General features: G+C 68.2%; 31 protein-coding genes and 2 tRNA genes. 12 read left to right on the top strand and 21 right to left on the bottom strand.

Annotated elements, in window-relative coordinates:
• Positions 1-198 precede the first annotated feature (198 nt).
• Positions 199-849, top strand: a complete 651-nt coding sequence (locus ABD830_RS40280; RefSeq protein ID WP_344999298.1) for a hypothetical protein — start codon at positions 199-201, stop codon at positions 847-849.
• Positions 850-852: 3 nt separating this feature from the next.
• On the top strand, positions 853-1,362 hold the full coding sequence (locus ABD830_RS40275) for a GNAT family N-acetyltransferase (RefSeq protein WP_345002227.1): 510 nt from the start codon (positions 853-855) through the stop codon (positions 1,360-1,362).
• A gap of 52 nt (positions 1,363-1,414) precedes the next feature.
• Here the strand turns inward: ABD830_RS40275 and ABD830_RS40270 are convergent, their stop codons facing one another.
• From ABD830_RS40270 to ABD830_RS40245, 5 genes are all read right to left on the bottom strand, one after another.
• The gene (locus ABD830_RS40270; protein WP_344999296.1) at positions 1,415-1,939 is read right to left on the bottom strand and encodes a TSUP family transporter; all 525 of its coding nucleotides are present in this window, start codon (positions 1,937-1,939) and stop codon (positions 1,415-1,417) included.
• A 399-nt stretch (positions 1,940-2,338) separates the two neighbouring features.
• Positions 2,339-3,556 (bottom strand): RNA polymerase sigma factor, encoded by a 1,218-nt coding sequence (locus ABD830_RS40260; protein WP_344999294.1) that lies wholly within the window; start codon positions 3,554-3,556, stop codon positions 2,339-2,341.
• 42 nt (positions 3,557-3,598) lie between these two features.
• Entirely contained in the window at positions 3,599-3,991 is a 393-nt protein-coding gene (locus ABD830_RS40255) for a YciI family protein (RefSeq protein ID WP_344999292.1), read from the bottom strand.
• A 5-nt stretch (positions 3,992-3,996) separates the two neighbouring features.
• Positions 3,997-4,137, bottom strand: a complete 141-nt coding sequence (locus ABD830_RS40250) for a hypothetical protein (RefSeq protein WP_344999290.1) — start codon at positions 4,135-4,137, stop codon at positions 3,997-3,999.
• A gap of 152 nt (positions 4,138-4,289) precedes the next feature.
• Positions 4,290-4,362: transfer RNA gene (locus ABD830_RS40245), tRNA-Arg, on the bottom strand.
• A 281-nt stretch (positions 4,363-4,643) separates the two neighbouring features.
• On the opposite strand from ABD830_RS40245, the gene ABD830_RS40240 reads away from it, so the two are divergent.
• From ABD830_RS40240 to ABD830_RS40215, 6 genes are all read left to right on the top strand, one after another.
• Positions 4,644-5,891 (top strand): sensor histidine kinase, encoded by a 1,248-nt coding sequence (locus tag ABD830_RS40240; RefSeq protein ID WP_344999288.1) that lies wholly within the window; start codon positions 4,644-4,646, stop codon positions 5,889-5,891.
• Positions 5,892-5,895: 4 nt separating this feature from the next.
• The gene (locus tag ABD830_RS40235) at positions 5,896-6,537 is read left to right on the top strand and encodes a response regulator (RefSeq protein WP_344999286.1); all 642 of its coding nucleotides are present in this window, start codon (positions 5,896-5,898) and stop codon (positions 6,535-6,537) included.
• A gap of 217 nt (positions 6,538-6,754) precedes the next feature.
• The gene (locus tag ABD830_RS40230) at positions 6,755-7,132 is read left to right on the top strand and encodes a hypothetical protein (protein WP_344999284.1); all 378 of its coding nucleotides are present in this window, start codon (positions 6,755-6,757) and stop codon (positions 7,130-7,132) included.
• On the top strand, positions 7,125-7,865 hold the full coding sequence (locus tag ABD830_RS40225) for a prolipoprotein diacylglyceryl transferase (RefSeq protein WP_344999282.1): 741 nt from the start codon (positions 7,125-7,127) through the stop codon (positions 7,863-7,865). Before ABD830_RS40230 ends, ABD830_RS40225 begins: the two co-directional genes overlap by 8 nt.
• A complete protein-coding gene (locus ABD830_RS40220) occupies positions 7,862-9,364 on the top strand; it encodes a radical SAM protein (protein ID WP_344999280.1) in 1,503 nt (500 codons plus the stop codon). The genes ABD830_RS40225 and ABD830_RS40220 overlap by 4 nt, the downstream gene beginning before the upstream one ends.
• On the top strand, positions 9,361-9,624 hold the full coding sequence (locus ABD830_RS40215) for a hypothetical protein (RefSeq protein ID WP_344999278.1): 264 nt from the start codon (positions 9,361-9,363) through the stop codon (positions 9,622-9,624). Before ABD830_RS40220 ends, ABD830_RS40215 begins: the two co-directional genes overlap by 4 nt.
• Here the strand turns inward: ABD830_RS40215 and ABD830_RS40210 are convergent.
• The 3 genes from ABD830_RS40210 to ABD830_RS40200 are packed head-to-tail and all read right to left on the bottom strand — an operon-like array spanning position 9,614 to position 11,802.
• Positions 9,614-10,831, bottom strand: a complete 1,218-nt coding sequence (locus ABD830_RS40210) for a hypothetical protein (RefSeq protein WP_344999276.1) — start codon at positions 10,829-10,831, stop codon at positions 9,614-9,616. The genes ABD830_RS40215 and ABD830_RS40210 overlap by 11 nt on opposite strands.
• The gene (locus ABD830_RS40205) at positions 10,828-11,295 is read right to left on the bottom strand and encodes a SigE family RNA polymerase sigma factor (protein ID WP_344999274.1); all 468 of its coding nucleotides are present in this window, start codon (positions 11,293-11,295) and stop codon (positions 10,828-10,830) included. The genes ABD830_RS40210 and ABD830_RS40205 overlap by 4 nt, the downstream gene beginning before the upstream one ends.
• A gap of 48 nt (positions 11,296-11,343) precedes the next feature.
• A complete protein-coding gene (locus tag ABD830_RS40200; protein ID WP_344999272.1) occupies positions 11,344-11,802 on the bottom strand; it encodes a MaoC family dehydratase in 459 nt (152 codons plus the stop codon).
• A gap of 321 nt (positions 11,803-12,123) precedes the next feature.
• Here ABD830_RS40200 and ABD830_RS40195 point away from each other — a divergent pair, with 321 nt between their 5' ends.
• Entirely contained in the window at positions 12,124-13,305 is a 1,182-nt protein-coding gene (locus ABD830_RS40195; RefSeq protein ID WP_344999271.1) for an AAA family ATPase, read from the top strand.
• 103 nt (positions 13,306-13,408) lie between these two features.
• Here ABD830_RS40195 and ABD830_RS40190 read toward each other — a convergent pair whose 3' ends face one another.
• A complete protein-coding gene (locus tag ABD830_RS40190; RefSeq protein WP_344999269.1) occupies positions 13,409-14,200 on the bottom strand; it encodes a MauE/DoxX family redox-associated membrane protein in 792 nt (263 codons plus the stop codon).
• A 7-nt stretch (positions 14,201-14,207) separates the two neighbouring features.
• A complete protein-coding gene (locus ABD830_RS40185; protein ID WP_344999267.1) occupies positions 14,208-15,152 on the bottom strand; it encodes a hypothetical protein in 945 nt (314 codons plus the stop codon).
• A 217-nt stretch (positions 15,153-15,369) separates the two neighbouring features.
• Here ABD830_RS40185 and ABD830_RS40180 point away from each other — a divergent pair, with 217 nt between their 5' ends.
• Positions 15,370-15,867: a SigE family RNA polymerase sigma factor gene (locus ABD830_RS40180; protein ID WP_344999265.1), complete on the top strand. Its 498-nt coding sequence runs from the start codon at positions 15,370-15,372 to the stop codon at positions 15,865-15,867.
• A gap of 6 nt (positions 15,868-15,873) precedes the next feature.
• On the opposite strand, the gene ABD830_RS40175 is transcribed toward ABD830_RS40180, so the two are convergent.
• Positions 15,874-16,359: a MarR family winged helix-turn-helix transcriptional regulator gene (locus ABD830_RS40175; RefSeq protein WP_345002226.1), complete on the bottom strand. Its 486-nt coding sequence runs from the start codon at positions 16,357-16,359 to the stop codon at positions 15,874-15,876.
• A 106-nt stretch (positions 16,360-16,465) separates the two neighbouring features.
• On the opposite strand from ABD830_RS40175, the gene ABD830_RS40170 reads away from it, so the two are divergent.
• Positions 16,466-17,029 (top strand): YceI family protein, encoded by a 564-nt coding sequence (locus ABD830_RS40170; RefSeq protein WP_344999263.1) that lies wholly within the window; start codon positions 16,466-16,468, stop codon positions 17,027-17,029.
• Positions 17,030-17,214: 185 nt separating this feature from the next.
• A tRNA-Ser gene (locus ABD830_RS40165) sits at positions 17,215-17,304 on the top strand.
• Between the two features lie 85 nt (positions 17,305-17,389).
• Here the strand turns inward: ABD830_RS40165 and ABD830_RS40160 are convergent.
• From ABD830_RS40160 to ABD830_RS40115, 10 genes are all read right to left on the bottom strand, one after another.
• Positions 17,390-18,736: a tyrosine-type recombinase/integrase gene (locus ABD830_RS40160; protein ID WP_344999261.1), complete on the bottom strand. Its 1,347-nt coding sequence runs from the start codon at positions 18,734-18,736 to the stop codon at positions 17,390-17,392.
• Complete coding sequence (locus tag ABD830_RS40155; protein ID WP_344999259.1) at positions 18,736-18,939, bottom strand: helix-turn-helix domain-containing protein; 204 nt, start codon at positions 18,937-18,939, stop codon at positions 18,736-18,738. Before ABD830_RS40155 ends, ABD830_RS40160 begins: the two co-directional genes overlap by 1 nt.
• Entirely contained in the window at positions 18,939-20,549 is a 1,611-nt protein-coding gene (locus ABD830_RS40150) for a replication initiator (protein ID WP_344999257.1), read from the bottom strand. Before ABD830_RS40150 ends, ABD830_RS40155 begins: the two co-directional genes overlap by 1 nt.
• Positions 20,546-20,749 (bottom strand): hypothetical protein, encoded by a 204-nt coding sequence (locus ABD830_RS40145; protein WP_344999255.1) that lies wholly within the window; start codon positions 20,747-20,749, stop codon positions 20,546-20,548. Before ABD830_RS40145 ends, ABD830_RS40150 begins: the two co-directional genes overlap by 4 nt.
• The gene (locus ABD830_RS40140) at positions 20,746-22,173 is read right to left on the bottom strand and encodes an FtsK/SpoIIIE domain-containing protein (protein ID WP_344999253.1); all 1,428 of its coding nucleotides are present in this window, start codon (positions 22,171-22,173) and stop codon (positions 20,746-20,748) included. The genes ABD830_RS40145 and ABD830_RS40140 overlap by 4 nt, the downstream gene beginning before the upstream one ends.
• Before the next feature lie 85 nt (positions 22,174-22,258).
• On the bottom strand, positions 22,259-22,576 hold the full coding sequence (locus ABD830_RS40135) for a hypothetical protein (RefSeq protein ID WP_344999251.1): 318 nt from the start codon (positions 22,574-22,576) through the stop codon (positions 22,259-22,261).
• Positions 22,573-22,839 carry a hypothetical protein gene (locus tag ABD830_RS40130; protein ID WP_344999249.1) on the bottom strand — a complete coding sequence of 89 codons (267 nt, stop codon included), beginning with the start codon at positions 22,837-22,839 and terminating at the stop codon, positions 22,573-22,575. The genes ABD830_RS40135 and ABD830_RS40130 overlap by 4 nt, the downstream gene beginning before the upstream one ends.
• Positions 22,840-23,265: a plasmid replication, integration and excision activator gene (locus ABD830_RS40125; RefSeq protein ID WP_344999247.1), complete on the bottom strand. Its 426-nt coding sequence runs from the start codon at positions 23,263-23,265 to the stop codon at positions 22,840-22,842.
• A gap of 122 nt (positions 23,266-23,387) precedes the next feature.
• Positions 23,388-24,098: a GntR family transcriptional regulator gene (locus tag ABD830_RS40120; RefSeq protein WP_344999246.1), complete on the bottom strand. Its 711-nt coding sequence runs from the start codon at positions 24,096-24,098 to the stop codon at positions 23,388-23,390.
• An 80-nt stretch (positions 24,099-24,178) separates the two neighbouring features.
• Entirely contained in the window at positions 24,179-24,613 is a 435-nt protein-coding gene (locus tag ABD830_RS40115) for a hypothetical protein (protein WP_344999244.1), read from the bottom strand.
• Between the last annotated feature and the right edge of the window lie 318 nt (positions 24,614-24,931).

The following is a 24,931-nucleotide window of genomic DNA, read 5'->3' as shown; positions in this document are numbered from 1 at the left end:
CGAGCGGCTCGGCGTGGACGAGAGCGGCGCTGGGCATGGTGGGTAGGGGCTCTCTCCACGAGTGACGTCGTACGACCTATGGATGGCCCTATCAGCACAGGGAGGCTGTCCCGACCCGTGTTCCTCCTGCTCGCCGCAGGGACACAGCAGCGAGCACATGATCCACTGGTTGCCCTCCAACGAGAAGGGAAACGGGAGATGGAGCAGTGTGACCGGCGGGCTGCGATCGGAACGGCGGCCGCCCTGTTGGCGAGTGGCGCGACCGTGATGGCGGGCAGCGCACCCGCCCGAGCGGAGTCCTCCGGTGAGCAGGCCCGGGAGTCGTTCCGGGTAGTCGACCGCCGAGGCCGGCAGCGTTTCCTGGCGAGCTCGAGCAAACCTCCGGTGATCATTGGGGGCAGGACGTACCCCGCCGACCAACGCCAGGGGCCCGAAGGCACCTATCTGATCTTCAATGATGGGGACGGCAACGAGAAGGGCGGAATCGTTGCCTCCTCTGTCGGGGCCAGCCTCTCGCTCGACTACACCAACGCGCAGGCGATCACGATGGCCACCCGCTGGGAGGGCGTCCACGGCGCGGCGCTGCTGGAGATGAAGCACATGCCTGATCCGGCGCTCCCGATCGACCAAGTGCCCGCCATGCCGCCTCGCGTCCAGCTCGGCTACAGCACTGCGGAAGGAGCTTTCCTGGTGCTCAGCGACTCGCGAGGACGCCCGAGGATTGTGCTGGAGATCGATGGCGACGACCAGCCGGTGATCAAGGTGCTGGACTCCGAGGGCCAGGTGGTCGGGCGGCTTCCCGAAACGCCAGCCGAGCGTCTTGCTACGCTGCCCCCAGTCATTAACTGATCACTGTGTTGCGATGCCCCTCGAATTCGCCCACGCAGATTTCCGCCGGAGGATGCACGCCTGGCGATCTACCAGGCGGGGCTCGACACCGGGCAGGCCAGCTTCGAGACCACGGCGCCTAGCTGGGAGGATTTCACCGCCGGCAAGCTGCCGCATCTGCGCTACGTGGCCGCCGACGCCGAGACCGGCGAGGTCGTCGGCTGGATCGCCGCCTCACCGGTCCCCACCAGGCCCGTCTACGCCGGAGTCGTGGAGCGCAGCGTCTACGTTCACCCCGGCTGCCAGGCGCACGGCATCGGGCGCGCTCTGCTGACCGCGTTCATTGCCGCCGCCGAGGCCTGCGGCGTCTGGACCATCCAGTCCGGCGTCTTCCCGGAGAACGCCGCCAGCCTGTCGCTGCACCAGGCGCTGGGCTTTCGGGTGGTCGGCACCCGCGAGCGTGTCGGACGCCACCACGGCGTCTGGCGCGACGTTCTGCTGATCGAACGGCGCAGCACAGCGGTGGGGCGCTGACGAGCGGTCCGTCCGGCTGGCCATCTGCCGTTCATCATGGGGTGTCCCTGCCTCAGGCGGCGGGATTGGCGCGGGCGTTCAAGGCGTTGGGCGATCCGGTACCCGCAGAGGCGGCTGCCGAGGCGGGCGGGTGAAGCGCCGGTTGCTGGCCGAGTTCATCGGCACCGCACTGCTGGTGACGGTGGTGGTCGGGTCGGGGATCATGGCCCAGACCTTGTCCCGGTGCTGGGGGCGCGCCGCGGACCAGGCCACGGGCCAGGAAGAACGGTGCGACCATGGGCCCGACCGAGCCGACCAGAGCCGAGCCGAAGCCGGAGGCGGCGCCGACGGCGGCGAACGCAGCGTAGTCGAGCCGCGCCGAGTGGGGTCGCCGGCGCCGCCACACGACTATGACCAGCAGGAAGACGCCGATGGCACGGGTGAGGGCGGGCAGCGGTGCTGTGGCGAACAGCCACGCCCCCACCGCGGCAGCGGGCACGGCGCCCAGGGCGAAGACGCCGACCAGTCGGTGCTCGACCTCGACGCGGTTGAGCCACACCCGGCTGCACCTGGCCCCCGCCGTTGCGGCCCGGCTCATCCGGCGAGCGCCCGGGCCAGGGCCATGCCGAACCAGCCCGCGCCGCAGAACCCAGTTCCGGCCGGCGTCATCACCGGCGTGCCGGCCGGCTTCGGAGGCTTACGGCCCACGGTAGCGATCGTTCGCCCGCCGCTGAGATCACGCGGAGACGGGCTCGGACAGCGGGGTGAACAGGGCGCCGAGCTTGCTCACCGCCTCGGGGAGGATCCGGTAGTAGACCCAGGTGCCGCGCCGCTCGCCGTCGATCAGGCCGGCGGTGCGCAGGCCATCGGAGGCGGCGACGGCGGCCGGCAGGAGCGGCGTGGACAGCAGTCCGCCGCTGATGCCGGTGGCCAGTCCGGCGCGCTGCTCCTGTGCCTCGGCCAGGCCGGCGGAGGCGGTTAGAGGTCCTCTGGTGCCCTAGCGTTCCAGCCGGCGCAGTCGCCGGTTGAGGTAGCGCTGCTCCGGCAGGCTCGTCGTCAGCTGGGCGGCCCGCCGGTAATGTTCGGCCGCGGCCTCCACATCGCCGCTCAGCTCCAGCAGATGGGCGCGTACGGCGTACAGCCGGTGATGCCGCTGCATCGCGGGATCGGTCAGCAGCGGATCGAGCAGGGCCAAGCCGATCGCCGGGTCGTGGGCCATGGCAACCGCGACGGCATGGTTGAGCGTCACAGTCGGGGCGGGAGCAACCCGGCTCAGCATGTCGTACAGAACGCTGATCTGCATCCAATCGGTGGCCTGGTAGGTCGATGCCTCCGCGTGGACCGCGGCGATCGCCGCCTGGATCTGGTAACGGCCGACGTGCCCCCGCGGCAGCGTCTGCTCCAGCAGTGCGACGCCCTCGGCGATCAGATCGCGCCGCCAGCGGGAGCGGTCCTGCTCGGCCAGCGGCACCAGATCACCGGCAGAGTCGGTCCGCGCCGGCAGCCGTGCGTGCGTGAGCAGCATCAGTGCCAACGCGCCGGTCACCTCGTCATGGTCGGGCAGTGCGGCGTGCACCTGACGGGTGAGCCGGATCGCCTCCTCGGCGAGCTCGACGTCGACCAGGGTCTCGCCGGAGGTGCGCGTGTAGCCCTCGGTGAACACCAGGTGGCAGACGTCGAGCACGGCTGCGACCCGGGCCGGCAGTTCCTCGTCCGACGGCATCGCGAACCGTGCGCCCGCGCCACGCAGCGTCGCGCGGGCGCGGCTGAGGCGCTGGGTCATTGTGCGGACCGGCACCAGGTACGCGGCCGCGATCTGCTCCACGCTCAACCCGGCCACCGCCCGCAGGCTGAGCGACACCTGCGACGGCCTGCTCAGCGCAGGATGACAGCACAGGAAGAGCAAGCGGAGCGTGTCGTCGACCTCGGTGCCGGGAGCCTCGTCCGCTCCAGGCGCCACGCCGACGTCATCCGGCCGTTGTGCCACGTCCAGCGCCTCGCGGCGGGCCCGGGCCGAGTCGGCCCGGGCCCGGTCGATCAGGCGCCGCGACGCGACCCGGATCAGCCACGCCCTCGGATTGTCGGGAACCCCGCCGACGGGCCACTGAGAGGTAGCGGCCTCCGCAGCTTCCTGGGCCGCGTCCTCGCAGTCGGCGAGGTCGCCGTACCTGCGCAGAAGCGCGCCGAGGACGTGTGGCGCCTCCCGACGCCACACGTCCGCGAGTATCCGTTGCACCATACGATCTGCGTGCGATCGCTATTGGTCGTCGCCGCCTGGCCACATCGTCGGCCGCAGCTCCACCGTCTCTCCTGGGCCGGCGAACTTCGCGGCGACCTCTTCCGCGCGGGCCTGGCTCTCGACATCGATGAGGAAGAACCCGGCTAGATGCTCCTTGGCCTCCGAGTATGGGCCGTCGCTCGTCAGCGGGGAGCCGTCCTGCCACCGGTACAGTCGTGCGGCCGCGGGATCGCCGAGCGCCTCTCCGCCGACCAGTTCGCCGTTGGCCTGCAGGTCGGACATCACCTGCTCGAACTCGGCGTTCAGCCGCTTGCGCACGTCGTCGGGCAGCTCCTGGTGGGCAGCAAGGTAGTCGCTGGTGGGGTGCCCCCACGGCTGCGGATTGGAGTGGATCAGGATCACGTACTTCATGGCTGTCAGCTTTCGTCTCGTGCGACGGCGGCTCCGTCGCTCGACTGGGACGTCGGTGCGGACTTGCCGATGTCGACATCATCGACGAGGAGTTCGATGACGTGCTGGGGGTCGCCCGACGCGCGTCCCCGATGTGCGCTGGTCACGGGGCGCGAACATGCTCAGGGTACGGGCGAAGTCCCCGGCGAACAGCGGAGTCACCCTGTTGGCAAAGGTGTTAGCAAGATCCTGAGATTGTCCTGGCAAACACTAAGGCCCGCTCCCAGACTCTCTCTGGTGGCGGGCCTTTCGTGCTGTGCGCGGCCGGAGGTACTCGAAACCCCAACCTTCTGATCCGTAGTCAGATGCTCTATCCATTGAGCTACGGCCGCTCGCTGCGTAAGCAAGCATAGCGGGTTCTGGGGAGTGCCTCGACCCAGATAAGCCAATCATGGGCTCATCCGCCCCTCGCCCGCGTGGCCGAAGGTCCGGGTACCAGCGGTCAGGGGCGTCCTGGGCAGGTCGGATGTGGAGTCGGCGGAGGATGTGGGTGCTGGTGTGAGGGAGAGCGCAGGGCGTGGCGGGTCCGGAGCCGGTGGCCTGTGGATACATCGAAGGGTGTATCCACAGGCCGGTCCCTCGCAGGAGGGAAGTGGCCGCGCGGGGTGGTGAGATGGGGGGCATGAAGCAGGAGGCGCTGGGAGCCGGGGCCGCCTTCGCGGTGGGCGTGGTGCTCATCGCGGGCGGGACGGCTCTGGAACGTGGGGTGCCCACCTGGGTCCTGTGTGTGCCGCTGGCGATCTCCTGTGCCGGGATCCTGGTGCGGCAGCGGGTGCCGCTGGCCTCGCTGGCGCTGGGGGTTGTCGCGGTCGCCATCGACGCCGTCGTGGGGCCGTCCTTGGCGACGGTCCTGGTTTTCACTGACAACCTTTACGCCGCCGCGCTTTACGGGCCGGCGCGGTTCGCCCGGTGGTTGCTCTTCATCGCCGCTGCGCTCGCGGTGGGGGCCGGGGCCGTGGCCGTGTTCCTGGCCGAGAACTGGTGGATGCTCGCCGTCATGGGAGTGCAGGCGGGGCTGGTGCTGGTCACTCCTGTCACCACCGCGATCGTGCTGCGGGAGCAGCGGGATCGGGCGGCGGCCGAGCGGGTACGCGCCGAGCAGGTGGCTCATCTGGCCGAGCTCGATCGGCAGGCGGCGGTCGCGGCCGAGCGCACGCGGATGGCGCGGGAGTTGCACGACATGATCGCCAACCATTTCAGCGCCATCGCCATTCAGTCCACCGCCGCGCTTTCCCGTAAGGACCTGGATTCGGCCACGGTCCGGAGAGTCATGGAGTCCGTACGGGAGAACAGCGTGAAGGGGCTGGCCGAGATGCGAGCCATGATCGGGCTGCTGCGTCAGGACGGGGACGATTTCGCGGAAGCCACTCGGCCGCGGCTGGCCGATGCGGGAACACTGGTGGAGAGGGTGGCGCGGGCCGGGTTGGTCGTCGGATTGCGGGTTCAGGGGGAGGTTCGGGAACTGCCGGCCCCTGTTGATCTGGCCGGATACCGGATCGTGCAGGAGGCTCTCACCAACGCGCTCAAGCATGGCGGCTCGCCTGTTCAGGCCCTCATCTCGTACGAGGCGGGGCGGGTCCTGGTGAGTGTCGAGAACGCGGTCGGCCGGCGTGGGGAGCGGTTGCCCGGTGCCGGGGCCGGGGTGATCGGGATGCGGGAGCGGGCCTTGCTGGTCGGCGGTTCTTTCGAGGCTGGGTTGTCGGGGGAGGGCGATGTGTGGCGGGTGGAGGCAGCCCTCCCCCTTGTCGACGATCAAGGTTCACCCGCTGTCGACGAACTGGCCGTGCTGTTCCGATTCGGTGCGGGTTCTCATGGGGAACCCGTCCCATCCGTTCTGGAAGTACGGGCGGAGGAGGCGTGAGGTGATGACCATCAAGGTGTTGGTGGCTGACGATCATGCGGCTGTCCGCGCGGGGATCGTGCTGATTCTGGACGGCGTCCGCGATGTCGAGGTGGTCGGCGAGGCCGGGGATGGAGAGCAGGCCGTGGCCATGGCCCGGGAGATGCGACCCGACGTGGTGTTGATGGATGTACGCATGCCACGGCTCGACGGCATCTCCGCCACCCGGGAGCTGGCGGGCATCAGTGATGTGCTGATCCTCACCACGTTCGACCTCGATGAATATGTTTTCGGAGCGCTCCGGGCGGGAGCCGCCGGATTCTTGTTGAAGAACACGGACGCCGACTCGCTGGTCGAGGCCGTGCGGTTGGTGGCGCGCGGCGACGGGCTGATCTCTCCCGGGGTCACCCGGAAATTGATCTCGGCCTTCGCCGGTCAGGAGCCGCGCAGGGAGCCTGCGGCCGATCCAGGGAGCTTGACGCCCCGGGAACGGGAGGTGCTGGCGTGCATCGGGAGAGGGCTGTCCAACGCTGAAATCGCCAGAGAGCTGGATATGGCGGAGGCCACCACGAAGACGCATGTCAGTCGGGTGCTGAACAAGCTGGGGTTGAAGAGCCGGGTGCAGGCGGCGATTTACTACTCGGGCGAAAGGGGCCTGGAGGCTTAGTCTGGGCGTTGTGAGCACACCGCCGCCCCCGCCGCCAGAAGAGCCCACACCGCCTCAGGAAGGCTCGTCTGAAGGGCAGGCGGGGCAGCCGGGTTGGGTGCCGCCATCTCAGATGCCGCGACCTCAGATGCCGCCATCTCAAGTGCCGCCGCCTCAGGTGCCGCTGTCTGAGATGCCGCCGCCTCAGGGCCCACCATCCCAAGGCCCACCGCCTCAGATGCCGCCCCAGCACGGCCAGCAGCCCCAGTACGGCCAGCCGCCCTACGGCCCGCCGCCTCCGTCCACGGGCACTTCCACCGGCGTGCTGATCGCGTTGATCTTCGCCGGCCTGGCCATCTACAGCGTCCTCAACGTCGTCATCGGCTTCCTCGTGTTCATCACCGCGTTCTCCGAGGGCGCCGGCTCCACCCCTTATCTGATCACCGGCACGGTCCTGCTCGCCCTCATCGGCCTCGGCGCGGGCAGCGGCCTGCTCTTCGTACGCAGGCAGCCGTGGACCAAGGGCATCGGCCTCGGCCTCATGATCGGGTGGGCACTCTGGTCCATCGTGTCCGCCGGCTACTGCACAGGGCTCAACCCGGGTCTGTATGGCTGACATGCCCTACCACGAGATCTTCGTCGGTCTCGGCGTGCTCGTGGCCTCCGTCGTCTTCGTACGGGAGGCGAGGACGAGAGGCGCGCTCAACGAGCAGTCGCTGACGGCGGTCGCCGGCGCCCTGGTCGGGGGAGCGATCGGGATGCGGCTGGCGGGCTGGCTCGAGACGCTCGACCCGCAGGACCTCTGGCTGTACGGCTCCCGCAGCATCCTCGGCGGCCTGACCGGCGCGTACGTGGGCGTGCTGATAGCCAAGAGGATCATCGGCTACAAGGAGCGGACCGGCGACCTGTTCGCCCCGGCCGTGGCGCTCGGCATGGCGGTCGGCCGGATCGGCTGCCACCTGACGGAGGCGCCGGGCAGGCCGACCGATCTGCCGTGGGGAGTGCACGCGCCCCCGACCACCCCCGAGTGCCCCGGCTGCCTCACCGGCCAGGCCATGCACCCGTCGTTCGTCTACGAGATCATCTTCCAGCTGGCGGCGTTCGCCGCGCTCCTGTGGGCGCGCAAGCGGCTGACCCAGCCGGGCGAGCTGTTCACGCTCTACCTGGCCGCGTACGCCGCCTTCCGCTTCCTCGTCGAGTTCACCAGGGCGAACGAGACGGTCTGGCTCGACCTGACCAGGCCCCAGTGGTTCCTGATCCCGAGCCTGCTGCTGCTCGCCCTCAGGCTCGGGTACGGCTGGCGGCGCGGCTACTACGATCCCCTTTTCGAGCGAAAGGTCATGACATGAGCGCAGGCATGGGTCTGCGGGGCGACCGCATCCACAGGTACGTCAACGCGTTCTGCCCGCACTGCCACGGCCAGGACCTCGACAAGGTCGAACGGCTGAGCGGCTATCTGGCCGAGCGCGACGGCAAGGTGTGGTTGGAGCGCGGCTGCCGCGAGCACGGCCTGATCAGCACGTTGTACGACGAAGACCCAGAAATTCTGAAATATCTCGAAGAGTGGACCGCCCCGACGAAGCAGCACGTACCCGATATTTCCGGGAACTTCCGTCCGATTCCCTCCGCCTACCTCCACGGCCTCCCCGAGATGCAGACCCAGCACACCTGCATCCTCCTGGAGGACATCGCCGAAGCCTGCAACCTACGCTGCCCCACCTGCTTCGCCGACAGCTCCCCTGACCTGACCGGCATCGTCCCCGTACGCGACGTCCTCGCGAACGTCGACCAGCGCCTCGAAAGGGAGAACGGCAAGCTCGACGTCCTCATGCTGAGCGGCGGCGAGCCCACGCTCCACCCCGAGCTCAAGGCCCTCCTCACCGAGCTCGAAGCACGGCCGATCACCCGCATCCTGATCAATACCAACGGCGTGCTCATAGCCAGGGACGACTCCCTCCTCGACCTCCTCACGGAGCACAGGGAGCGAGTGGAGATCTACCTCCAGTACGACGGCCCGTCGGCCGAGGCCTCGAAGCACCACCGAGGAGGCGACCTCACCCGTATCAAGGCCGAGGCGATCAGCAGGCTGTCCGAGCGTGAGATCTTCACGACGCTGGTCATGACCGTCGCGCTGGGGGTCAACGACGGTGAGATCGGCGAGGTCGTACGGCTCGCCCTCGACACCCCGTACGTCGGAGGAGTGTCGATCCAGCCCCAGTTCGCGTCGGGCAGATCGGCTGCCATCGACCCCATGGACAGGCTCACCCACACCGGCGTGCTCAAGCGCCTCGGCCCCCAGACCGAAGGCCTGGTGACCTGGCGCGACCTGACCGCCCTGCCCTGCTCCCACCCGCACTGCTGCTCGGTCGGCTACCTCCTCCGCGACGACTCCAGCAGGTGGCGCTCGCTCACGGCGCTGATCGGGCACGACCGGCTCAAGGAGAACCTCGGCCTGGTCTCCAACCGCATCGCCGACACCGAGCTCCCGCGCGAGCTGCGCCTGGCCGTACAGGAGTCCCTGCTCGGCCTGCTGTCGGAGCAGTCGTCGCTGTCGCATCCCCAGATCGGCGACGTGTGGCGGACCATCTGCGAGAACTGCGACCTCGGCATGTCCACCCTGCTCGCCCTGACGGTCAGGCGGAAGAAGCTGCGCAGGATGCTGGGGGAGCGGGTGGTGCGCATCACGGTCAAGCCGTTCATGGACATCTCGACCATGATCGAGGAGCGGCTCACGCAGTGCTGCGTGCACGTGGGGACGCGGGCCGAACAGGACCAGTGCGCGCCGTTCTGCGCCGTGCAGGCCTGGCCGCAGCTCTCCAGGCAGCGGCTGTCGGTGGTGGCGTCGTGACGGCGCCACGATCCACTCCGGCCACCGGCGGCCCGCCGTACGATCCGCTCCGGTTGTGCGTGTACGCGACCGTCGCGCTGCTGGCCTGGCTGCTCGGGCCGTGGGCGGTGCTGGGGTTCGCGGCGTTGGGGTTCGCCGGTTACTGGAAGGCGCGGCGAGCCGGGCTGACCCGGAGCAAGTGCCTGCTCAGGGACACCCGGCTCGTCCTGGCCTACCTCGGGCTCATCGCCGTCGTGGCGGTCGTGGCGATCATCGTCTGACGGCAAGGAGGTTCAGGACGGTCCACTCCTTGGCGTCCCAGGGTGACTTCCCGCTCTCGCGCGGTGGCGCGTCCTGATTCCAGAAGAGGGTCGTGGAGGGGGCAGATGTCAGGAGGCCGTCCGTCACGGGCGTGACCTGCGTGCCGGGAAGTCGCTCGCCGAGCCCTGCCATCGCCCCGGTGGACATGTCGTACAGCACGTCGAGTGGGGCCCTGTCCTCGCCCAGCCAGGCGAGCGCATACCGGTCTCCCACCAGCAGGCGCGGCGAATACGGCTTCAGCTCGGCCGGCAGGATCTTCCGCCCGGCCCCGTCCGCGCGCTGCACGAACATTCGGCCCTTCAGCTCACCGGTGCACCACTGGGACGTGCACTGCGTGAGCCGGGCCTTCTTCGGCACTCGCACGTCGAAGGACTGTCTGGTTTCCAGATTGACAATCCGGTTGTGGTTTCTGGTCGGCGCATCGCTGTCGTAGCCGGCCGCCCAGGGCCAGGCGATCAGGTGGAGCCCGTCGCTGCCGGTCAGCCGCGACGGAGCTCCGCCGGTCAGCGGAACCCGGTAGACGCCGCCACTGTCCTGGAGCGACCAGACGAGGGAGTCCTCCGTGAGGCCGACGCTGTCCACGTTCGCGGTGGTCTGCGCGACATGCACGGCCGTGCCGCCCGAGCGCGGCATGATCCAGAAGTGCGTGGGCTTGCCGAACCTGGGGCCGTACCAGGCGAAGTACCGAGAGCCCACCGCCAGGCCCGCCGGGGCGGTCATCTTCTTGATCCCGGGGACCTGGCCGAGCACGCGAGTCGTCTTGCGCGCCATGTCGTAGACCTCCAGCCGCGAGGGCTGGCCCAGGGCCTGTGCGGGCGCGAGCATCAGCACCTCGGTGGCGCTCAGCGCGGTCACCGGGTGGATCTTCCACCCCTCGGCGGTTCTCGCCGGCACTTTGGCGACGGCGTTCGGCCACAGCGCGGCGGCGGACGTGTACCGCGGCGCCGAAGGCGTCACGGCCGGTTGTGCCCTCTGGTTCTCGCCGGACAGCGCCGCCGTCGTCCCGCCCGCCACCGCCACCACCGCAGCCGCCGCGAGCAGCACCCGCATCCGCTGCCTGGTACGGCGTACGCGCCGCCGCGCGGCCACTCCCGCCACGAGATCGAGCCGCTCCACCCGGTCCGCGGCCGTCCGCAGGGTCCGGATCAGGTCCTGTTCGCCTCTCATCGTGCCTCCTGCAGCACTCGCTTGATGCGGAGCTTGTCCAGGGCACGGGCCGCCTGGCTGCGTACGGTTCCACGGGAGATGCCGAGGATGTCGGCGATCTCCTGGTCCGACAGGTCCTCGTAGTAACGCAGCACGAGTACGGCCCGCTGCTTGCGGGGCAACCCCTGGAGTTCGGACCACAGGTCGGCGTCGCCGTACCGGTCGGGCTCGCCGTGCTCCGGGACGTCGGCGACCAGGTTCTCCCTGCGCCGCCTGCGCCACGACTTGATGTGCAGCCTGACCATGGTCGTGCGAACGTACCCCTCGGGGTCGTCCTTGTTGCGCACGCGGGACCAGGCGTCGCCGAGGCGGGCCAGCGCCTCCTGTACGAGATCGGCCGCGTCCTCGGAATCACCGGACAGCACGTAGCCGTACCGGAGGAGCGCGTCGCCCCGGGCTCGGACGAACTCGTCGAAGTCTTCCACGAACCCAGGGATCGATGAGGGCGCGTTACTGTTGCACGTGAAACCTAATTATTCGGCGGGGACGTACAGGCTGAGCGTCTCGGCGATGCAGGCCGGCCGCTTCTCGCCCTCCACCTCGATCGACATCTTCAGGTTGGACAGGTAGCCGGCCGGCGTGCCCTTGACGTCGAGCAGCTCGCCCACGGCCCTGATCCGGGCGCCGACGGGGATCGGCCTGGGGAAGCGGACCTTGTTGAGGCCGTAGTTGATCCCCATCGAGATGCCCTCGACCTCGACTATCTCGTCCATGAACGACGGCAGCAGCGACAGGCTCAGGTAGCCGTGGGCGATCGTGCCCCCGAACGGCCCCTCCTTGGCCCGCTCCACATCAACGTGGATCCACTGGTGGTCGTCCGTGGCGTCGGCGAAGAGGTTGACCTGTTCCTGGGTGACGGTGCGCCACTCTGTCGGGCCGAACTTCTCGCCGACGGCCGCCTTGAGTTCCTGAACATTCGCGAAGGTCCGCATGGTTCCGAACGCTATTGCGCCGGTGGGACGGCTGCCAAGTTCGGCGCCATCGCGCCGCGCGAGTGGACGGGCTCCTCGAACTCCGCAACGCCGGGTCGCGCGACACTCCTGGCCCTGTTGCGAAGATCTTTACTCGAAACCATCGCATAGGTGTTCGAGTCCGCGCTACAGTTCTAGGTATCGCAATCGAACAAGGGTTCGGCCTGGTGAGAGGGGGTGTGTCCGATGACGGTGCTCGCGCCCGCCCGCGCTCGGACACGCCGTAGCACTTTCTTCCCAAATCTAAGACGGCCGCTATATCCGGCAATAAAGTCCGAGAGCGTGGACCCTGTGCGAAACCCCTACGCCCCCGGCGCCGGGCAACGTCCGCCGGAGCTCGCCGGGCGCGACCGTGAGCTGCAGCAGTTCGAGGTCGTGCTGGAGCGGGTGGCCCGTGGCCGTCCCGAGCGCAGCATGGTCGTCACCGGCCTGCGGGGCGTCGGCAAGACCGTCCTGCTCAACACGTTCAAGTCCATGGCCATGCAGCGGCTGTGGGGCACGGGCAAGATCGAGGCCCGGCCCGACCAGTCGATCAGGCGTCCCGTGGCGGCCGCGCTGCACATGGCCATCCGCGAGCTGGCCCCACGCCACCGCGCTCCCGAGCGCATCGAGGAGTTCCTGGGGGTGCTGAAGGCGTTCGCCATGCGCGATCCGGCGGCGGCCAAGGGCGCCTCGCACTGGTCGCCCGGCATCGAGGTGCCCGCCAGCCGCGGGCGCGCCGACTCCGGCGACCTGGAGATCGACCTCACCGAGCTTTTCGTCGACGCGGCGGGCGTGGCCACCGACCTGGCGGTGGGCATCGCCCTGTTCATCGACGAGATGCAGGACGTGCAGCCCGCCGACGTCTCCGCGCTCTGCGCCGCCTGTCACGAGCTGTCACAGTCGGGCGGGCCGCTGATCGTCGTGGGCGCCGGGCTGCCGCACCTGCCGAGCGTGCTGTCGGCCAGCAAGAGCTATTCCGAACGGCTCTTCCGCTACGCGCGCATCGACAAGCTGGACCGGGAGGCGGCCGATCTCGCGCTGATCCTTCCGGCGCGCGAGGAAGAGGTGGAGTTCACCCAGGAGGCCCTCGACGCCCTCTACGAGGCGGCCGACGGCTATCCCTACTTCGTGCAGGCGTACGGCAAGGTCGCCTGGGACCTCGCCCCGCGCAGTCCGATCACCCTCGACGACGTCAAGGTCTCCGCGCCGGAGGCCGAGGAGGAGCTCGCAGTCGGGTTCTTCGGCAGCCGCTACGAGCGGGCCACCCCGGCGGAGCGCGACTACATGCACGCCATGGCCCAGATCGGCGACGAGCCGGTCGCCACCGCGGAGGTGGCCGACGCCCTCGGGCGAAAGCCGTCCAGCCTCTCGCCCGCCCGTGACAGCCTCATCAAGAAAGGGCTCATCTACAGCGCCGAGCGCGGCCTGATCGCGTTCACGGTGCCGCACTTCGGGAAGTTCCTGCGCGCTCAGCCGGTCTGAGCGGCGCCCCTAGACCTCTATTGGGCTGTCTAGTGGGGAAGCTAGACAGCCCGATAGAGCAATATCGCCATGCCTGTCGAGCGGAATCTAACGCTCTATAGCGTCAGGCCGATACTGGCGTATATTCCGGCAGAGATCCGCTGCCCTCGCTGCTGACCACGGCCATCCGCACCGCCGGGCGCCGGCCGCTGAGGTAGACGGCGAAGACGACGTCGTCCTGGTCATGGTTCTGGAAGGCGAAGAAGCGCCAGCACAGCTCCCGCCAGGTGTCGTACGGCTCGGCCGAGCTGAGCTCGCCCTCGTGGGCCCGCCACGTGCCGCTCGCCTTGAGGCGCGCGAGGGTGGCCGACTCGGCGGGGCCCCGGCGTTGCTCGCAGGGGGCGCGGAACCGTACGCGGTCGATCAGCTCCTCGATCTCGGGGGAGAGGACCGCGAGCACGACGACCCCCGCGGCCGTCAGCCAGGACGGGTGCGTCACGGCCAGCCAGCCCGGCACCGGCGCCCATACTGACAACCCCGCCATTCCGGTCAGCGCGAGTGTCCTGCCGATCGAGCGCAGTCCGACCGGTGCGGCGCTCACCTCGCCGAAGCAGCCGCAGCCCGCGTCCGGCCGCCGCCTGCGCAGCTCCAGCAGCACGTACGTGGACAGGGCGAAGAAGGCGACGGTACCCCACCGGAAGATCGGATGCGTGGTGACCAGCAGCCCCACGGCCAGCACCAGTTCGCCGCCCGCGCAGATCAGCAGCGCGGCGGCCTGCATGCGGCCCGGCACGAGGACCGCGGGCCCCAGCCTGGACAGCGCGCCGGGCTCACCTCCGGAGCGCACGGTGCTCACCTTGGCCACCATGCCCGCGAGAAGCAGCACGATCAGAAGCGGCAGCTGCGATCCGAGCACGCCCGTGTCACCCCAATCCGATCTGAGCGTTGAAGCACCCTTTGACCAAGTCGCCGCCGAGCTCCACGTAGGAGAACGGCGACAGTTCCACGATCCTCCCGCGCGGCGAGGTGTCACATTCGACGCAGCGGTCGCAGAAACGCCCGGCCACGCATCCGCACGCCACCACGGCCACGTTGGCGTTCCGCTGTGAGCACAAGTTCCTGACCTGCAGCAACGACCCCACCGCGAGGTACGGCAGACCGGTGCACGACACCCCGGCCTCCGGGCAGCCGGTGTCCTGCCGCTCCAGCATCGGGTACGCGGCGCCGCGCTCTTCCTGGTCGAACGTGTCCGACCAGGTGGCGGGACCCGAGATGCGGGACTGCAGCCCGGCGTAGGCGGGCGGCGGGGCGGGCACGGCGCGGGCCGGATAGGGCGGCTGCGAGGTTGCCGGCAGCAGGGCCAGGCTCGCCCCGTGCTGCCTGATGCCGATCGCGTCGAACAGGTACCCGGGCTCGAACATGGGATGCCGCACCTGCAGCCGCCCCGACGCCCGGTAGGGGATGGTGATCGTCCGATGGCCGCGGTGCGGGCCGCAGTCCAGCTCGACCGTCAGGTCCCTGCGTCCGCTGATCGACTGGATCGTCCCGGTGATGCGGGTGGTGTCGGCCCAGATCCGCTCGACGACGCGTCCGGCGCGGGTCCGCATCGTGACCATGGAGCCCGCGGCGAGGTCGGCGGGCGCGACGTCCTGCCCGTGCCAGGCGGTGGCCCAGGGGGCGATCACGAGCCGCTCCTCGGCGCCCGCGGGGGTCTCGATGATGATCAGGTGCGGGCTGATGTCCATGATCTCTCCGGCGACCGCCCGGATGGGCTCTCCGTCGTCCGGATCGGGGCCGGGGACTCCGGACTCGCGGCCGAGCGCGGCCGCGGCGAGCACTCTGCGGCGATCAACGCTCGGATACCCCATCGGCCCCTCCCTCGTCGGGTACTAGATTCACACGACTTGGGGGTGGCTCACACCGTACCGGCGCAGACGGGAGCAAAATACGCATCCCCGGGGAAGTGAGTTGACATCCGGCGACGAACAAACCGCCACCGACCTTGACCGACCTTTATCGTTGGCAGACCGAAACCTGAATTCTGGTTCAGGCTTAATAGGGCATCAGGCTGCGATTCTGGCGACGATGCAGACCACCGGGTGGGAAGACGAGTTCCGCGAGTACGTGAGGGCGCGCGGTCCCGCCCTGCTGCGCGCCGCCCATCAGCTCACCGGGCATCCGCTGGACGCGGAGGACCTGCTGCAGAACGCGCTGACCAAGACGTACCTGGCCTGGAACCGGATCGAGGACCGGGGGGCGCTCGACGGCTATGTGCGGCGGGCCATGGTGAACATCAACATCTCGCAGTGGCGGCGGCGCAAGCTGGAGGAGTACCCGTCGGACGAGCTGCCCGAGACGTGCACCTCTTCGGAGGCGCCGCACGGGGATGTTCACGAGCAGCTGGAGCAGGCCCTGGACGAGCTGCCGGAGCGGATGAGGGCGGCGATCGTGCTGCGGTACTACGAGGACATGACGGAGCCGGAGATCGCCAGGACGCTGGGGATCAGCGTGGGCACGGTCAAGAGCACGGTGTCGCGGGCCATGGCCAAGCTCAGGAACGCGCTGGGGCGCCGTACCTCCTGAGAGGGTTTATGCGTCTTCTGTCTCGTACGTGTCATGCGCGCCGGCCGTGGCGCATGGCCGTACGACGTCCCTGATCTTTCTCAGCGTGGTCAGGAACACCTCCAGCTCGCCCTCGGCCAGCAGGCCGGTGAACCACTCTTCGATGTCCTTCAGGTGCTGCGGCAGCACGGACTCCAGCCGCGTCCGCCCGGCGTCGGTGAGCACGGCGTAGGAGGCCCGCCGGTCACTGGAGCACGCCGCCCTGGCCACCAGCCCTTCCCGCTCGAGCCGGTCGACGACCCTGGTCACCCCGCTCGTCGACAACTCGGTCTGCGCGGCCAGATCGCTCATCCGCAGTCGCTGCCCCGGCGAGCGGGCCAGCCTGATGACGGTCTCGAAATCGACCTCCGACAGCCTCGCGGCGCTGAGCGCCGGCTGGAGCCTGGCCATCAGCCCGGTGTGCGCCTCCGCCAGAAGTCCAATGGCCGTCAAGCGTGGGTCGTCAAAATCCATCACGTCCATAGAGTATCGGACGATAGTTGACGCAAGGAATATTCCTCGTGTAGAAATTTGTTGCCGCAGACATCCGCACCGCAACTACCCCTCTGAGGAGAACCCCATGACCACCCGCACCTGGGAGTCCCTGACCGTTCCCGCCGCCGGGACCTACAACCTGGACGTTGCCCACACCCGCATCGGTTTCGTGGTCAAGCACATGATGGTCAGCAAGGTCCGCGGCCACTTCGGCACCTTCAACGGCTCGGTCACGATCGCCGAGAACCCGCTCGAGTCCACCGCCGAGCTCACCATCGACGCCGGCAGCATCGACACGGGCATGCCCGACCGCGACGGTCACCTGCGCAGCGACGACTTCCTGGCCGCCGAGAAGTTCCCGCAGATCACCTTCAGGAACGCCCGCGTGGTCAGCCACTCGGACGACGAGTTCACCGTCGTCGGCGACCTGACCATCCGCGACGTGACCAAGGAGGTCGAGCTCAAGGTCGAGTACGGAGGCGCCGGCACCAACCCGTGGGGTGGCGCCGTATGGGGCTACTCGATCAGCGCGGAGTTCGACCGCGAGGACTTCGGCCTGACCTGGAACCAGGCTCTGGAGACCGGTGGCGTCCTGGTGGGCAAGAAGATCAAGATCGAGATCGAGGGCGAGGCCAACCCGGCCGCGTAGCCTGGTGCCATCGCGCTTCGATGTACGTTATCCACAGCCTTGAAGCCCGTCCACGCTCTGGGCGGGCTTCATCCACAGGCAGTTACCCACAGGCTGTTGATAACTCTTGGTGAAAGGCGCGGGAGCAATCACTTTGCCGCCTTGCCAGAAGGCCGGTACGCTGTGCTGAGCCGCGATGGCTTCCGGGAGGATTCGCCTAGTCAGGTCTATGGCGCCGCACTGCTAATGCGGTTTGGGTTTACCGCCCATCCGGGGTTCAAATCCCCGATCCTCCGCAGGTGAGAGGCCCTCTCCCCAAGATTGGGGAGAGGGCCTCTTTGATCTTCAGGGGCGTCATAGTTGCAGTCTTAGTTGCAACAGCTAGGGACTTCCCCAGAGAGCGGAGGCGAGCCGCTCCCCTGCATCACGCATCAAGGGTGTGGATACGTGGGTGTAGCGCTCAGTGGTGGTCACTCGGGTGTGACCGAGGACCTGCTGTACCACCCGGATGTTCACACCCTGCTCTATGAGGAGCGTCGCGGCAGTGTGCCGGGCGTCGTGGACTCGGACGTCCCGGACGCCGGCCTGCTTGAGGATGGCCTTCCAGACCTTCCAGTCCTCAGTGCGCTCGACGGGAGTGCCGTACTTTGTGGGGAACACCAGGTCGTGATCTTCCCATCGTTCTCCCGCCTTCTCCCGGTCAGCGTCCTGTCTCTCACGGTGTGCCTTGAGCTGGGCGAGAAGTTCGGGCGGGCACTGGAGGGTGAGCTTGCTCTTGCCCTTGCGCTGCCGAAAGATCAGCCCGCCGCCGGTGCGCTTGGGGCACTTGTCCGCGTGTCCGGTGCAGTCCTTGAGGCAGGGCCGCTTGTAGCAGACATGGCCAGATTGGGTGCAGCCCGGCTTGCAGGTCGGCCGGTGCCCGTGGATCTTGCATCTCTTGTGGCAAGGTCGGCGGTGCCACTTCTCGCCACACGCGTGCGGGTCGTTGCAGCCGTGTCGCCATTCCTGGCGCTGTACTTGGAACCAGGCGCGGATCTCGCCCGTATCCATGTCGATGTACGACCAGCGGAGCCCGAGGGCCTCACCCTGCCGGATGCCGAGCGCGAGCGCCACTGACCAGCGGGCGCCGTTCCTCCTGGACCTGGCCACGTCGAGGATGCGGCGCGCCTCCTCTTGCGTCAGCGGCTCGATCTCGGTTTCTGCTGCTGTGGGAGCCTCTACGAGGGTGGCCACGTTCCGCGTGACCTTGTCGCGTCTGACAGCCACCTTGAGAGCCCGGGAGATGATCCGGTGCACCTTGAGGACCGTGCTTGTGGACAGGCCCTTGTCGAGCATCGTCGTGTACGCGGTGTCGAGGTGTTCAGGGGCGAGCCGGTTCAGTCGATGTCGGCCTAGGAGAGGGATGATCCAGTGGCGCGTCTTGGAGCGGTAGTCCGCCAGCGTGCGCGGAGCCATCTTGCCCGACGCCACCAGGCGTTCACAGATCACGTCGAGGTACTCGGTCATCCACTCGGCGACGGTGGGGACGCGGCCCGGCTTCGTGACCTGTCCGGTCTCGCGGTTGTTTTCCAGTTGGGCGACCTTGCGGGTCACCTCGGCCTCGGTTTTGGCCATCCGGTGACGACGATCAGGAGATCCGTCGGGCTTGATGCCCACGGTGACCCAGCCGTGCCAATACCCGTCGTTGCCGAGGTAGATGGAGGAGCGGCCATTCGGCTTCTTCGCCATTACGCCACATCCTCCGTCCGTATCAACCCCGCTCTGGCCTCCAGGGCGCGAGCGAAATCGTTGAGCGCCCAGTGCGGAACCAAGCGGTAGCCGTCTTCCTTGATTGACTTGAGCTCGCCCGTCTTGATGAGTCGGAAGACAGCCGTACGGCTCATGCCGAGAAGCGTGGCTGCGTCCTTGGGACGGTAGAACAAGGGCTCCATCAAGCTGCCTCCCCTCGAATTGCCGAAAGTTCTTGTCCGGCTGCTCTGGCCTCCAGCTCTCTGAGGTGGGCTCGCCAGCGTTGGCGTTCATGGACTGACCGGAGGAGTCGTACGGCCAGGGGTGGCACGTTGGCGTCTCCGGCCGGGAGGGGCCGCCAGATGTAGCGGTGTGGGTCGGTGGGTTCGTTGGCCGCCTGACCGAGAGCTTCCAGGACCCAGGTGCGGCGATCTTGTTTGTGTTCGGCGAGGGTCTTGTTGGACCACTTGCGGGAGACCAGGACGCGGCGGCCTGCGTAGCCGAGGTGTTCTGGCTTGTGCGCCTTGGAGCGGCACCGGCCGGGAGCCATCCCCGCCTTGGCGTTCTTGGGCTGGACACCATAGCGCAGCCAGTTCGGGCACGTGGGCGAGCAGGGCTCGTAGCGCAGGGCGTCGACCATGCGCGCGGCGTGCTCACGCTGGGTCTGGCCGCCGTCGAGGGTCTCGCCGATGGACTTGGTCAGGTACTTGGACAGATACCGGATGCACTGGTCAGCGTCCGGCGTACCGGCGAGAACGCCTTGCACGTCCACCTGATCGCCAAAGCGCAGCACGTGGAGGGGCTCGGCATCCTCGTCCAGGGCGTCGAGGGCCTCGTCCCAGGTGGGCAGGACCTCGCCGGTAGCCGGGTCGAGGTAGCCGGATTCCTCGTCCCAGACGGGCAGGTGGTCACCGTCGAAGCGCGCTTCGTCAGCGGCAGGCCACCACACCTGGTGATAGGTGGCCGCCGCGATCTGCTTGATCTTCGTGCGCGGCAGGGTGCCCCGGATGGCCATGTGCAGGTGCGGGGCGAGCCGCTTCTGAGGTTCGACAGCTGCGAAGTACTGCACGTCGTAGCCCGCGACCCGGCGTAGGTTCTGCACGAAGCGATCGACGAGCTTGGAGAAGTGCAGCGCGTCCCGAGCCGCGCGCCGGTAGTCGTAGGTGTCGGGATCGATCGGGACGCCGTCGCGGACCTTGCCGTAGCTGGGCAGGGTGAGCGTGACGAACAGCGACGGCCGGTAGGTCTTGCCGTCGGAGCTGGTGAAGGTGCGTCCAAGGGTGGTGTTGGTCATCTTGCGCTTGGGCAGGTCGGGTGCGTCCTGCCGTCGCCGGGTGGATCGGGTGCGCTTGGGCACCGCGGATCCGGTGATGCTGCCCCGCATGCCAGCGGCGTTGATCTCGTCATCGAGGCCGGACAGGACGGCGTCCAGGTCGGTGGTGTCGTCGCCGGCCTGCTCGGCGGCGTCACGCTTGGCCTGCATGTCGGCGCGGAACTCGACCAGCCAGCGCTGTTCCTCGTTCGGCTCGTCGGGTGTGATGGTCGGTTCGGTGTCGAGGTGCCAGCCCTCGCGGCATTGGGCCATGCGGAGCTGCCGGTTGCGCTTGGCGCAGGGCGGGCACTTGCTGTCGAGGGTGGAGCCGCACGGCACGTCGATGATCTCGGACTTGCCGGTGACGATGTCGAGCCGCCGCAGCGCGATGGGCCTGATGCAGACGCCGTGCTGCTTGGCGACCTCTATGAGCACGTCGCGGGCCATCGGCATGGCTTGGCGGACGGCCCGGGGGAGGGCGCGGTCGTGCGGATGGGTCATGCGGTCCTCCCTTCGTCGGTCGTCTCGGTCATGAGGGCGCAGAGCCGGTAGTGCTCCAGTCGCGGGTGAGCGTGGATGCGGGGGTGATAGAGCTCGAAGACCCGCATGCGGGGCAGGTCTCGGGCGGTCAGCAGGAGCAGCAGCGGACGGCCTGCGACCAGGCTGATTTCGTCGGCGGTGCCGTGGAAACAGATCTTCATGCCGCACCGCCGTGCGGCGCGTAGGCGTCGACCATGGCGCGGATGTCGTGGTCGGAGACGTAGGTGGCGCGGACCCGGAGGGGTTCGGGGTTGGCTTCCAGCCGGACGTAGCCGACGCCCGCGCCGATCTCCGGAACTGGCGAGATGTGGTCAGCGAGAGCGCCACGGTCGCGTGCGCCGTCGCCGAGGACCATGTCTACCTGTTCGGATTCGTCGAGTCGGAGGGCGATCTTGTCGGGGAAGAGGTTGCGGATGTTCATGACCTCTTTGCGCGGGTCCTGAAGTGCAGCCAGGACGCCGACGCCGACGGCGCGCCCTTGGGTGGTCAGGGTGGCTAGTGCTGCGGAGATGCGCTGCCTGAGTTGCCGATCGGACTGGTAGGCGGTCAGGAACGCCACCTCATCGACCACGACCAGGACGAACGGATCATCGACGGTGGGCGTGTGGGAGCGCTGGAGTCCGGCGAACCGGGCAGCCCGTTTCTGCATGACGCAGACAGCCTCGTCCAGTAGGTCGGCGCACTCCTCGGGAGTGGCCGCGTACCGATCGCCGAACAGGTCGCGCCCGTAGGACAGCTCCATGAGTTTGGGGTCCAGCGCCCACAACTCGACCAGGTGCGCACGGGCGGCGGGGAGCAGAGAGCGGATGACGGACCAGATGATCGATCCCTTGCCGGCCCCGGTCGCGCCCGCGACGAGGACATGGGTGCCGTGCACCTTGAGCCGCCACGGCCGCCCATCTTCGCCTTTGCCGATCTCGACTGGCCCCACGGTTGGCTTCTCCGGTATGGCGAGCGCTGGCAGGGGCGAGGCGAGTGGATCGCTGCGTGGGAAGGTCACCGTCAACCGACCGGCCCGGGAGAGGGCCACGCGGCACGACTTCGCGCCGAAGCCTTGGGCCAGGTGGTCGGTGCGATCCGCCCAGTCCTTGACTGCCTGGCCTTTGAGCATGCGCACGGTGACCAGGTCGGCCCACGAGGTGCAGGTGACCTTGCCGAGCCGGGGGAGGTAGTCGCGGCCCCGGATGTGACGGCCGAGACCGGAGACGATCATGACGGGTTGCCAGTGCCGCCGGTAGATCCAGAAGAGTCGCCACCAGGCCAGCAGCCGGTGACCGACGAGACGGGCGAACGACGGCCGGTCGATAAACGCCCAGGAGGCCAGGGCCAAGACGACCGTTCCGGACAGGGACGCCGCCATGGGCCAGCCGTAGAAGTACCAGACGGCACCAATGGCCACTGGGATGACGGTCGCGATGGGGTGGCGCCAGATCGTACGGACGAGCCTGGCGACCATGCGACCGATGAGGATGACGATGGTGATGATGGCGGGTGTCTTGACGACGGCCGGCCGAAAGACGACGGCCGTGTCGGGCGTGGTGGAGACGAGGTTGCGCGCCTCGTCGCCAGGCAGCCGCTTGAACATAAGCTAGGAACCTCTCGTGATGTGGAAGTCAGGGGAGAACCGAGGGGCCGCCGGAAGTTGCCGCTTCCAGCGGCCCCGCCTCATGTCAGGCCGCCGGGTCGGTGGCGTCCTTGGTGCTGGCCGACTGTTCGGCGCGCAGCTGCTCGCAGTCGGCCAGGTAGCGAGCCGCAGCGGTAAAGATCTCGCGGGCGATGGTCAGGTCGGTGTCGGTGACCGGCCCGGCTCCAGTGGTGGAGATGTGCACGTCGGCCTCGTGAGAGTTGAACTCCAGGTACGGCCGCGAACAACTGAGCAGGAGTCCGGCGCGGACCTTGAGGTCGGGCGTGTGGAAGGAAACGCCGACGTGCGGCGTGGACTCCGGTCGCAGGGACAGGGTGACGTAGGTGTACGGGCCGAGACTCACGCCGCGACCCCCTTGCCGTCGGGCAGCCCGTAGAAGCTGCGCTCGATGGAGCGGGCGAAGCGGTGGGCCTCGCGGGCGAGCTGGCGCGCGAACTTCAGGTCTTCCACGGTCACGGGTCCGCTGGTGGTGACCAGGACGGAGGTGGCACCGAAGTCGAGCGCCAGGACGGGCTCCCGGTGGGCGTACGGGTGGTTGAGGGTGTGGGCGGCGTGCCCGGTGGTCAGCCGGATTACGCTGTTGCGCGGGGTACGGCGACGGGTCATTTAGGCGGCGTCCTTTCCGGCCGAAGCCTTGTTCTGGGCGGGCTGGGTGGTCTGGCGGGGTGCGTGCATCTCGCGGACTTTGATCGAGTACGCGAGGCGACCGGCGGCGTTGACGTACGGCGTAATGGACATGCCGTCGAACTCGACCGGCGTGAACGGCAGGCCCGGCATCGGCTGCGGCGGTATCGGCTGGACCGGCGCGAGGATCTTGACCGCCACCGTCTTCTGGGCGGGCTTGAGGGTCGGGTCACCGTCCATGACCGCGACCTGCCAGACCAGCTCTGCGGTCTGCTTGTCGCGTGCCTGCACGAACCTGCCGTTGGACGAGGCGTCGAAGTCCTTGACGGGCTCGACCTCGCCGACGATGTAGCAGCCGTGCGGGAAGACCATGGTGTAGGTGACGGGGATGGGTCCCTGGATTGCCATGTTGTTCCTCTCGATAGCGGTGGAGAGCCCCTCATTCGCTCGTCCACTTGTCCGCATGAGTTGAGAATAGGTGATGGCAACTCGTCCGCACAAGTGGATGACTGGTAAGTGGCGGGTAAGAGTTAGCTCACCTTAAAGACATCTTCGAGTTCGTGCAGGCTGCCGGGCAGAGCCAGGCTCACCACCATCAGCACGTTGCCGGCCGGATCATGCACGGTGGCCAGCACGGCGAGGACCGGGTTGGATGACCCGAGCAGCTCGGCTTCCTCCTGAGTGGGGATGCGCGCGCTGACTCGCTCGGTGATGTGGTCGAAGCGCAGGTGCTTGATGGCCTGGAGGTGCTGGCGGATGCCGCGCCGCAGGGGCTCGGGCTTGTCCAGGTCGGTGCCGATGGCATGCTCCAGCGGCACCCAGACCGTCTCTACCGCCGAGATCACGTCCGCCTGCCGAGCCACCCGCTTACGCATGATCACGGGGGTTTGCTCGGCGACACCCAGCAGACGCGCTACATGCCGGGGGACTGGTACGCGCCCGGCTTCCACCACCGCATCGGCGCTCTCGCCCTGCTCGGTCGTCGCCTGGCTGGGCCGTACCTGCTCGGCCGCACTCTCCGGACGACCCTTCACAAAGGAGCCGCGCCCGTGCTCGCGCTCGATCCAACCTTGCATGGCCAACGTCTGAAGGGCACGCACTACCGTGGTTCGGCCGACGCCCAATTCGCGCACGAGCTGAGTTTCGGACGGCAGCATGTCGCCCGGGGCGTACTCGCCCGACTCGATACGCTCTTGAATAGCCCTCATCACCTGGGCGTATTTCGGTGGGGCGAAGTCCATGCTCATCTCAACCGCCCGTTCGCTCTTGCACTTATGCGCACAAGCACAGTACCGGCTAAGGATGTGCTTGTCAGGCCCCATCAGGGTGCGGGCATAGTGACCATACTGCCGTCTCGATCAAGGGCATCGAGGAGCGTGAGGCACGTCGCGCACGCCTGTGGGGCATTGGGGGAGAAGGTCAGCGACCAACCGCAGAAGGGCAGCGGTTTGACCGGCGAAGAACAGATGGCGACCTTCGTTCCAGGCACGACGGCGTGCTGCTTCAGGACGCGGCCCTCTCTCGTGAAGCCGGCCACGTACGTCTGGACAGCGACCTCAGACTCGCCCGCCGGCTCATGAATCGCGAGGTCATCCCACGCGACAGCCCAACGCTGCACACCTTCCGGAAGGTCGTACCACTCACCGTCGAGCTTCAGGAGAGCGACCTTGCCATTGCGCAGCACCGCCACCACCAGTCCTTCGCGCCCGATCAACATCGATCGGTAGGCCCGCGTGGAGGCGGGGCTGTGCTCCATGGTCACGATCGTTGCGCGATTCCCGACGCGTTCCCACGCCCCGCTCACTGAGGCTCCGCTGAGGACGCCTCGTGTCGGCCCACCTCGGCGCATTGCTGGGTACGCAATTCCTCGTACCGCATAGCGATACGTCGAGCCGCCCGAAATGGATCAGTCGCCGGATGCCATGCATATATGACCCGCCGACGACCGGCATTCCACCCGGTACGCCACCAAAAGCGCCCACCGTCGCACCACACGACCAGGCCCACCCAGACCGAAACCAACGCCAGCCCATAACCGTCATGGACATCGGCCTTGATTCCGTCGTGGTGCAAA

The sequence above is a fragment of the Nonomuraea helvata genome (genome assembly GCF_039535785.1).
GTDB lineage: Bacteria > Actinomycetota > Actinomycetes > Streptosporangiales > Streptosporangiaceae > Nonomuraea > Nonomuraea helvata.
This window is presented reverse-complemented; position numbering and strand designations above follow the sequence as displayed.